Origin of the sequence: Methylomonas rivi (assembly GCF_024505165.1) — a bacterium.
Classification (GTDB): Bacteria; Pseudomonadota; Gammaproteobacteria; order Methylococcales; family Methylomonadaceae; genus Methylomonas; species Methylomonas rivi.
In genome coordinates this window covers 1-9361 of the sequence record NZ_JANIBK010000149.1, presented here as the reverse complement: position 1 = coordinate 9361, position 9361 = coordinate 1, and the positions used below count along the sequence as shown (strand labels likewise).

General features: G+C 56.3%; 6 protein-coding genes. 4 read left to right on the top strand and 2 right to left on the bottom strand.

Translation table 11 applies throughout. From position 1 onward, the window contains the following. Positions 1-42 precede the first annotated feature (42 nt). Both pyk and gap read right to left on the bottom strand, forming a co-directional pair. Positions 43-1479, bottom strand: a complete 1437-nt coding sequence (gene pyk, locus NP596_RS17890; RefSeq protein ID WP_256616761.1) for a pyruvate kinase — start codon at positions 1477-1479, stop codon at positions 43-45. Positions 1480-1488: 9 nt separating this feature from the next. After that, positions 1489-2502, bottom strand: a complete 1014-nt coding sequence (gene gap, locus NP596_RS17885; RefSeq protein ID WP_256616760.1) for a type I glyceraldehyde-3-phosphate dehydrogenase — start codon at positions 2500-2502, stop codon at positions 1489-1491. Positions 2503-2845: 343 nt separating this feature from the next. On the opposite strand from gap, the gene NP596_RS17880 reads away from it, so the two are divergent. From NP596_RS17880 to NP596_RS17865, 4 genes are all read left to right on the top strand, one after another. Then, positions 2846-4900, top strand: coding sequence for a TonB-dependent receptor plug domain-containing protein (locus tag NP596_RS17880; RefSeq protein ID WP_256616758.1), 2055 nt, complete (start codon positions 2846-2848; stop codon positions 4898-4900). A 27-nt stretch (positions 4901-4927) separates the two neighbouring features. Continuing rightward, on the top strand, positions 4928-6019 hold the full coding sequence (locus NP596_RS17875) for a lipocalin-like domain-containing protein (RefSeq protein WP_256616757.1): 1092 nt from the start codon (positions 4928-4930) through the stop codon (positions 6017-6019). A gap of 357 nt (positions 6020-6376) precedes the next feature. After that, complete coding sequence (locus tag NP596_RS17870) at positions 6377-6958, top strand: YfiR family protein (protein ID WP_256616762.1); 582 nt, start codon at positions 6377-6379, stop codon at positions 6956-6958. 4 nt (positions 6959-6962) lie between these two features. Beyond that, on the top strand, positions 6963-9361 hold a 2399-nt coding region (locus tag NP596_RS17865; protein ID WP_256616756.1), incomplete at its 3' end, for a hybrid sensor histidine kinase/response regulator.

The window sequence follows — 9361 nt, the reverse complement described above, 5'->3', positions numbered from 1 at the left end:
GTTTGCACGGCGCCTCCTTTTCGCAATTCCGCCACCGAAAAATTATTCTTCGGTTACATTAATTACTTTCAGCGAGTTGGTGCCGCCGCTGGTGCCGGTCCGATCGCCCTTGGTCAGAATCAGCGAATCACCGGTTTTCACCACACCGCGCAACTTTAACGCTTGAGTCAAACTTTGGCTGACGCTGGCGGATTCCATTTTTTCATGGCTGAAACTGATCGGGAATACCCCTTTGTATAAGGTTACCCGGCCCAGAGTGCGTTCGTGGCTGCTGAATGCAAAAATGGGGATGTCGGAGTTGATTCTGGACATCCACAGCGGCGTTGAACCCGACTCGGTCAAGGAGGCAATACCGGCGATTTCGGTGTGGTTCGCCATGTACATCGCCGACATGGCGATGGCTTCGTCGATACGGGCGAAGTTATCGGTCATCCGGTGCATGGACTTGGTCACGCTGGGTTGTTTCTCGGTTTCCAGGCAGATACGCACCATGGCTTGCACGGTTTTCACCGGATGCTTGCCAGAGGCGGTTTCCGCCGACAGCATGATGGCATCGGTGCCGTCCATGATGGCGTTGGCCACGTCGAAAACTTCCGCACGGGTCGGAATCGGATTTTCGATCATGGACTCCATCATCTGCGTCGCGGTAATCACGGCCCGGTTCAGGTCGCGCGAACGCTGGATCAGCAGTTTTTGCGCCGCCGGCAGGTTGGCGTCGCCGATTTCCACGCCCAGGTCGCCACGCGCAACCATGATGGCGTCGGAGGCCAGGATGATCTCGTCGATGACGTCCATCGCCTCGGCACGTTCAACCTTGGCGACCAGACCGGCATGGCAACCTTCCGCTTCCAGCAGGCTACGGGCTTCGTTCATGTCCGCCGCGGTACGTGGGAATGAAATAGCCACGTAATCCGCGTCAATGATGGCGATGGTTTTGATGTCTTCCTTGTCCTTATCGGTCAAAGCCGCGGCGGACAAACCGCCGCCCAACAAGTTGATACCTTTGTTATTGGACAAATCGCCGCCCACCACAACGGTGGTGTTGACGCGGGTGTCGTTTTCGACATTCACCACGTCGAGAACCACCCGACCGTCATCCAGCAACAAGCGGGTGCCGGGTTTTACTTCTCGTGCCAGCGGTTTGTAACTGATACCGACCTGGGTATTGTCGCCGTCCAGTTTGCCCAGATTGATATCCAAGGCAAACGCCTGGCCCTCTTCCAGCCAAACTTTGTTTTCCTTGAAACGCTCGATACGGATTTTCGGACCTTGCAGATCGGCCAAAATACCGACCCTGCGGCCGGTTTGTTTACTCAAGGCACGGACACGGCTGGCACGATCGATATGATCCTGCGCCGAACCGTGCGAGAAATTTAACCTGACAACGTCAATCCCGGCCTTGAACAATTCTTCAAGTACACCGGGTTTGTCCGTGGCAGGTCCCAGCGTAGCCAGGATTTTGGTTCTTCGTAACAGCATGTAAATCCTTTATTTGGCGTTGAACAATGCAACGGTAGTATCCAACATACGGTTTGAGAAACCCCATTCGTTGTCATACCAGGACAACACTTTCACGAAATTGCCACCGGTGACTTTGGTCAAGCCCAGTTCGTAAATGGATGAATGTGGGTTGTGGTTAAAGTCCATGGATACCAACGGCTCTTCATTAACCGCCAAAATGCCTTTCAGGGAACCGTTGGCTGCGTCTTTTAAAATGCTGTCGATTTCTTCTTTAGTAGTATTGCGCGAAGCCTGGAAACACAAATCAACCACGGAGACGTTGATGGTAGGTACGCGCATGGCAAAACCGTCCAGTTTGCCTTTCATTTCCGGCAATACCAAACCTACCGCCGCGGCAGCGCCGGTTTTGGTGGGGATCATGGATTGGGTGGCGGAACGGGCACGGTGCAGGTCACTGTGATACACGTCGGTCAAGACTTGGTCGTTGGTGTAGGAGTGAATGGTAGTCATCAAACCGTGGTCGACACCGATGGTATCCATCAGCGGTTTTACCAAAGGCGCCAAGCAGTTGGTGGTGCAAGAAGCGTTGGAAATAACGGTATCGGAGGCTTTCAGGGTTTGATGATTCACGCCATAAACGATGGTGGCGTCAACGTCGTTGCCGCCTGGCGCGGAAATGATGACTTTTTTGGCGCCGGCCGCGATATGGGCGGACGCTTTGGCTTTGCTGGTAAAGAAACCGGTACATTCATGCACCACGTCCACACCCAGTTCGCCCCAAGGCAGTTTTGCGGGGTCTCTTTCCGCGAAAACCCGGATTTTGTCGCCGTTGATGACAATATAATCGCCGTCGACCGACACCTCGAAAGGAAATTTGCCGTGTACGGTGTCGTATTTGGTCAAATGCGCATTGGTTTTGGAATCGCCCAGATCGTTGATAGCCACGACTTGAATTTCATTGGTGCGGCCTGATTCGTACAGTGCGCGCATGACATTGCGACCAATGCGGCCATAACCGTTAATTGCAACTTTAATTGCCATAGAGTGTTCTCCGGAATGAGTGTGAAAGACGTGAGGTGTAACAAATTGACACTACGTGCGCCAAAAATAGCCTTGATTGTAGCAAAATGTGCCGCGAAGCGTCCAGGTTGCAAAATTAAAATATTGGATCGGAGGTAGACTTCAAGCGGCATTTTTCACGCTTAATAGTCGAATTTGTATTTTGAACTATCCTTCACGGCTAAGTTTGCGGAAGGTTAAACCCATGAATACGAAAACATTTTGCAGCGCCCGCACAGGCCTAACCGTTTATCCGGCCGCCAAGCGAAAGCTGTATGCCCGATAAGCACAGAACGTTGCTCCGCTACCTCATAACAATAAGACGATGCAAAACAAGAATAACGACCCGAAGCAGACGGCAAACGTTTTAAAGCTTTTTCTCTTTAGCGCCCTACTTGCCGCGGCCCTGGCCGAGCGCGCGGCGGCGGACGAAACCTCGCCGGATATCGAAGAGTTATCCATCAGCGATTTGATGCAGATGGAAGTCTCTTCCGTATCCAGAAAATCGCAATCGTTATCGGACACCGCGGCGGCGGCCTTCATCATTAGCCAGGACGACATCCGCCGCTCCGGCGCCGCCAGCATTCCCGAGGCTTTAAGGCTGGCGCCCGGCATTGAAGTAGCCCAAATCAACGCCAGCAGTTGGGCGATCACCTCGCGCGGCTTCAACGGCCGATACGCCAACAAGCTGTTGGTATTGATGGACGGCCGCACGGTCTATACGCCGCTGTTCTCCGGCGTGTTCTGGAATCTGCAGGACACCCTGATGGAGGACATAGAGCGCATCGAAGTCATTCGCGGACCCGGCGCGGTGATGTGGGGCGCCAATGCGGTAAACGGCGTCATCAACATCATCACCAAAAAAGCCAAGGACACCCAGGGCAACTTGTTCGTGGCCGGCGGCGGTAACCAGGAACAAGGCTTTGCCGGTTACCGTTACGGCGGCCAGATCGGCAACGACGGCAATTACCGGGTTTATGCCAAAACTTTCGAGAGGGAAGCATTCGTCAGCCCGCGCGGCGAAAAACAGCACGACGATTGGCGCTCGGTGCAGGGCGGATTCCGGATCGACGATAGAATTTCCGGCAATCACCGTTTTACCGTACAGGGTGACGTATACCGGAAAAAGGTCGGCAATACCGTACAGCCTTCGACCGTCTCGGCGCCGTTCAATACCGCTTTCAATGTGGACGACCATGCCGACGGCGCCAATTTGATCTCGCGCTGGGAAGGCAATCTCGGCGACGGCTCGGAATTTGTGTTGCAGGGCTATTACGACCGGGTCGATTTCACCGCCCCGGCCTTGTCCGACAGCCAGGACATGTTCGACATCGACTTTCAGCACCGCCTGCACCCCGATCCCGGCCACGACCTGATGTGGGGCGTCAATTACCGCTTCATTCACAGCACCACCGTCAGCAGCCCGGTGATCGCCTTTACGCCCAGCAGTTTGGGCTACCATCAGGGCAGCGCCTTTGTGCAGGACGATATTACCCTGATCGACAATACCTTGCGGCTGACCTTGGGCAGCAAGATCGAGGAAAGCCATTTCGGCCATACCCAGGTACAACCCAATGCACGCATATTATGGACGCCGAACGGTACGCATTCGGTCTGGGCCTCGGTTTCCCGGGCCTCGCGGATTCCGTCGCGCGGCGAAGCTCAATCGAGTATTGCGGTGGGAACATCCAGCGCAACTATCGACCCCATCCCCTTTGCGATTCCCGTCCAAATCATGGCGCAAGCCAATCCCGATTTGAAGGCGGAAAAAGTCTTCAGCGCGGAAATCGGCTACCGCACGCAATGGAGCAACCGCTTTTCCACCGATGTCACCGCCTTCAGCAACCATTACACCGATCTGATCATACTCAACCGGGGCGACGCCTCAATCCAAACGGCGCCCACGCTTTTAATAACCCAACCCATGATGTGGACCAACCTGAGCCGCGAAGTCACCACCCGAGGCATCGAAGTGTCCGCCGACTGGAATGTACTCGACTGGATGCGCTTCACCGGCAACTACAGCCATTTGAAAATCGAAAAACCCTACGATCCCAACAACCCGGACATGGCCGGGCTGAGTCCGCGCCATCGCGGCATGCTACGCTGGCAGATCGACATGAACGAACAAACCCACCTGGACATGACCCTGCGCCATGTCGGCCGCTTGAATGCCGTCAACCAGAACGTGCCGGCCTATACCACCTTCGACGCCCGGCTGGCCTACGAACCGGTTGCCGGCATGGAATGGTCCGTGGTGGCGCAAAATATATTCTCCCCGCAACATCTGGAATTTAGAGATTCCGCCGCCGTCTCGCTGACCGATTTTACAACCGAAGTGCCGCGCTCCATTTACGGCAAATTCAGTTGGAATTTTTGATTTTTCACCCCCTTAAGAGTACCTATCATGCGCAAACTCTGGAAAAAACTACCCTGGATCATTGCCGGACTTATCCTGCTGATTAGCCTGTTCAATCCCTCATTGCTGCCCTGGTTGCTGCTAGCAGCGGTACTGGCCGCCTGTTTGTTCATGCCGAAACGCGGCTTGATCGGCCCGGTCGACCTGCCCGCCGACGATGCTTTTCTGCCGACCGAACAAGTGCAGTGGTGGTATTGGACCGGGCATTTGTACGCCGAGGACGGGCGCCGCTTCGGCTTTGAGGTGGTATTTTTCAGCTTCGACAGTTTCGTGATCATGCGCGACCAACTGGTACAAGCCGCCATTACCGATGTGGACGGCAACCGCTTCGTATTCGAAGAGTTTGTCGAATTCCACCTGCCGCAACGCGGCAAAAACGGCTTCAATCTCAGCTCCGGCAGTGGCAATAAAGTCACCGCCGTCGGCGGCGACGGCCACGACCGCCTGCATGCCGCGGTGGGCGACTACGTGCTGGACATCGAATTGCAGGCCACCCAACCGCCGGCCCTGCATTACGGCGGCGACGCCCATCCTTACCGTTTTGGCGGTTATACCTACTATTACTCGCGGCCGAAGATGGAGACCAGCGGCACCCTGACCATAGCCGGCGAAACTTTCACAGTCAGCGGCAACAGCTGGTTCGACCGTCAGTACGGCGAACTGTACCAAGCCATTCAGCAAGGCTGGCAATGGTTCGCCATCGAATTGGCCGACAATCGGCAGATCATGCTGTTCGACTTTAAAGGCAACGACTCCGAGGTGGAAAAATCCGGCTCCATCACGGATGCCGAAGGCCGTACCGTAACCTTGGCCGCGCACGAATTTCAGGTCACCGTACTGGACCAGTGGGTCAGCCCGGATACCGGTTGCAGCTATCCTTCCGGCTGGGAAATCGAGGTTCGCGGCGAAAAGTTCAGCGTGCAACCTTTGCTGAAGGACCAGGAACTGCATGCCCGGCACGGCCTCTGGATCGGCCCGGTCTATTGGGAAGGCGCTTGCGACGTTACGGGCGCGGTCGGCGGCCAAGCCTACGTGGAACTCAACGGCTACTGCCGCTGCCCGGCCGGAAACGGCGGCTAAATGGCTTGCGGTTCGAACAGCCGGTGCGCTACCCTGCCCCTTGGGTTAAAGACCGGCAACGTTTCGGCAAGCGTTTTTAGTTGTAACTATTCAGCGTAGGTTGAGTTAGGCGCTAGCCATAACCCAACGCATCGGCTTATGCCAGTGCCATAGCTTCAATTGTCGGGTTACGCTCTATCGAGCTTTTATGCCCTTGAGGGTAAACCTACGCAATTGATCCGCATCGGCTGGCATGCACTGAATAGTTACTTTTAGTTTTTATAAGCATACCAGCCATTACCACTTGGATTATATTCTACCCAGCCACGCCTGATGCACTCCGTTAACCGTAAGGGATTTCGACATAACTTGAGCCAGATGCGGCTGGGTTTGCGCATGCTTATTGCCGGCATCGCGGCCGTGAAATGGCGTTGGCCGGCCAGGGCCGCTATAGCCCTGCTATTGCTGGCAGGCTGGCAACCGCAATGGGCGGACGGTCTTTCGGAAGGGCAAATCAAAGCGGCTTATTTATACAATTTCGCCAAATTCGCGGAATGGCCCGCCGAGACGCTGCCGCCCAACGGCGAAATCCTGTTATGCATCGTCGGAAACAACGTGCTGGACGGCGCCTTGGAAGCGCTGAACGAACGCGCTATCGGCGAGCGCCGGTTACGCGTCGCGCGGCAAAACTATGCCGATCTTTCCTTGGCCGGTTGCCACCTGCTATACATCGGCAATTCGGAGCAATCCCATTTTCTGGTCATACTCACCGCACTGGGAAACGCTCCTACACTCACCCTATCCGATATTGACGATTTCGCGGAAAAAGGCGGCGGCATCGGCCTGCTGTTCCGCGATAACAAAGTGGTGTTCGAAGTCAATCTTGAACCGATCCGCAAGGCCGGCCTGCGCCTGCCGGGCCAGTTATTGAATATCGCAAGCTATGTTTACGGGAGATAGTTCATTGCGTACCTTATCCGGTTTTTCCAATTGGTCGCTGCGCCGAAAACTGGTTTCCATCATCATGTTGAGCTGTGCGGCCTGCCTGCTCGTCAGTCTGTCGGTGATGGTGGCGAGTTCCGCCTTCAAGCAATACCGCAACGCGCTGCACGAATTGTCCGGCCTCGCCGATGTCTTGGCGGAAAACGGCCAGGCCGCGCTGGCTTTTGCCGACCAAGCCGAAGCCAAGCGGCTGCTGGAATCGTTAAAGGAGCATCCGGAAATCGTCGCCAGCTGGATGGTATCGGCGGACGGCAGCGTATTGTCCTTCTGGAGCAGGGGCGAAGCGGCGCGCGCCATACCGGACGATTTCCGGCAACCGCTGCGCGAACTGCGTACGGATTTTTGGAGCCGGCGCGCCGAGCTTTTCACCCCGGTGATTAAAAATACCGAATTGATCGGTTATGTCTTGCTGCAAGCGGATTTCACCGCGCAATGGAACGACCAACTGGCGGACCTGGCCAAGGGACTGGGCGCCGCCGGTTTGGCGTTGATTTTGGTCTATCTGCTGGCAAACCGTCTGCAACGCCTGATTTCCCGGCCAATAGAGGAATTGGCCGCCGCCGCCCGCAGCATCGGCGATCAAAAAAATTACGGACTGCGCGTCGATCCGCGCGGCCACGACGAAATCGGCGATCTGGTGCGGGCCTTCAATACCATGCTGGGAGAGATCCAACTCCGCGATAAAAACCTGACCGAACACCGCGACCGCCTGGAACTGGAAGTGGCGCAACGCACCGCCGAATATCTGCAAGCCAAGGACGAAGCGGAAGCCGCTTCCCGCTCCAAAGGCCTGTTTTTGGCTAATATGAGCCATGAAATCCGCACGCCGATGAATGCCATAGTCGGCTTGTCGGATTTGGCGCTGAACAATAACCCGCCGCCCAAGTTGCTGGATTATTTGCAAAAAATCCACACCTCCTCCCTGGCGTTGCTGACCATTACCAACGACATCCTCGATTACTCCAAAATCGAGGCCGGCCGCATGGAATTGGTCGGAGAAGTCTTCAATCTCGAAGAAATGCTGGAAAACGTGCTGAACCTGTTTATCGTCCGCGCCGAGGAAAAAGGCCTGGAGGTAGTCCTGGAGCTGGACCACACCCTGCCGCCGCGCTTGATCGGCGATGCCTTGCGCCTGGGGCAAGTGCTGAATAATCTGGTCGGTAACGCGGTTAAATTCACCGAAGCCGGGGAAATCCATATCAAGGTCGAACAGATCGCCGCCGCGCACGGTTACGCCACCTTAAAATTCTCGGTGCGCGACAGCGGCATCGGCATGACCCCGGAACAGCTTAACCATTTGTTTCAGGCCTTTACCCAGGCGGACGGTTCCATCACCCGCCGCTTCGGCGGCACCGGCCTGGGTCTGACCATCAGTAAAAACCTGATCGAGATGATGGGGGGCGAGTTGACGGTGCAAAGCCAAGCCGGTGCGGGCAGCGTGTTCGAATTCAGCTTGATTCTGCCCCTGGCGGAAGAGTCCAATGCCGGCCAAGCGTCCGGCCAATTGCACAGCATGCGGGTCTTGATCGTCGACGATCTGGACATTTCCCGGCAAATACTGCGGGACATCATGCAGGCCTGGGGATTTCAAGTCGTGGAGGCCGCCACCGGAGCCGAAGCCCTGTCGCGGTTAAAAACGGCCAACGACGCCGGACAGGACTTCGAGCTGGTATTGCTGGACTGGAAAATGCCCGGCCTGGACGGCGTCGAAGTCACCCGCGCCATCAAGGAGATGGTGCGCAAGGCGGAAATCCGCCATGCCCCGGTGATCATCATGGTCACGGCCTTCAGCCGGGAAAAACTATTGACCGCCGCCGGTGACGCCAAACCGGACGATATTCTGGTCAAACCGGTCATGCCGTCCGTTTTGTTGAATACATTGACCCGCCTGCAAGGCGGCGAGACTTTTCTGGTAGCGGCTCAAGACCGGCCACAACTGGCTGCCATGGCGGCCGGCATCCGCGGCGCGCATATCCTGCTGGTGGAAGACAATGAAATCAATCAACTGGTGGCCCGCGAATACCTGGAAAGCGCCGGTTTGATCGTTACCGTGGCCAATAACGGCCGGGAGGGCGTGGAAGCCGTTCGCCAAGCGGACTTCGACGCCGTATTGATGGACCTGCAAATGCCCGAGCTGGACGGCATAGAGGCGACCCGCCTCATTCGCCGGGACCCGCGCTTTGCCGATTTGCCCATCATCGCCATGACGGCCGCGGTTCAGGACAAGGAACGCAACGACTGCAATGCCGCCGGCATGAACGATCATTTGGGCAAACCCGTGCTGCCGCAAACCTTGATCGACGTGCTGATTCGCTGCATCAAACCCCGTTTTAGCCCGCGGCGGGCCGCGCCGCCCGGCCC

What these genes read in the sequence shown, in the direction of transcription:
- pyk (WP_256616761.1), bottom strand. Translation starts at nt 1,479, where the DNA reads ATGCTGTTACGAAGAACCAAAATCCTGGCTACGCTGGGACCTGCCACG.
- gap (WP_256616760.1), bottom strand. Translation starts at nt 2,502, where the DNA reads ATGGCAATTAAAGTTGCAATTAACGGTTATGGCCGCATTGGTCGCAAT.
- NP596_RS17880 (WP_256616758.1), top strand. Translation starts at nt 2,846, where the DNA reads ATGCAAAACAAGAATAACGACCCGAAGCAGACGGCAAACGTTTTAAAG.
- NP596_RS17875 (WP_256616757.1), top strand. Translation starts at nt 4,928, where the DNA reads ATGCGCAAACTCTGGAAAAAACTACCCTGGATCATTGCCGGACTTATC.
- NP596_RS17870 (WP_256616762.1), top strand. Translation starts at nt 6,377, where the DNA reads ATGCGGCTGGGTTTGCGCATGCTTATTGCCGGCATCGCGGCCGTGAAA.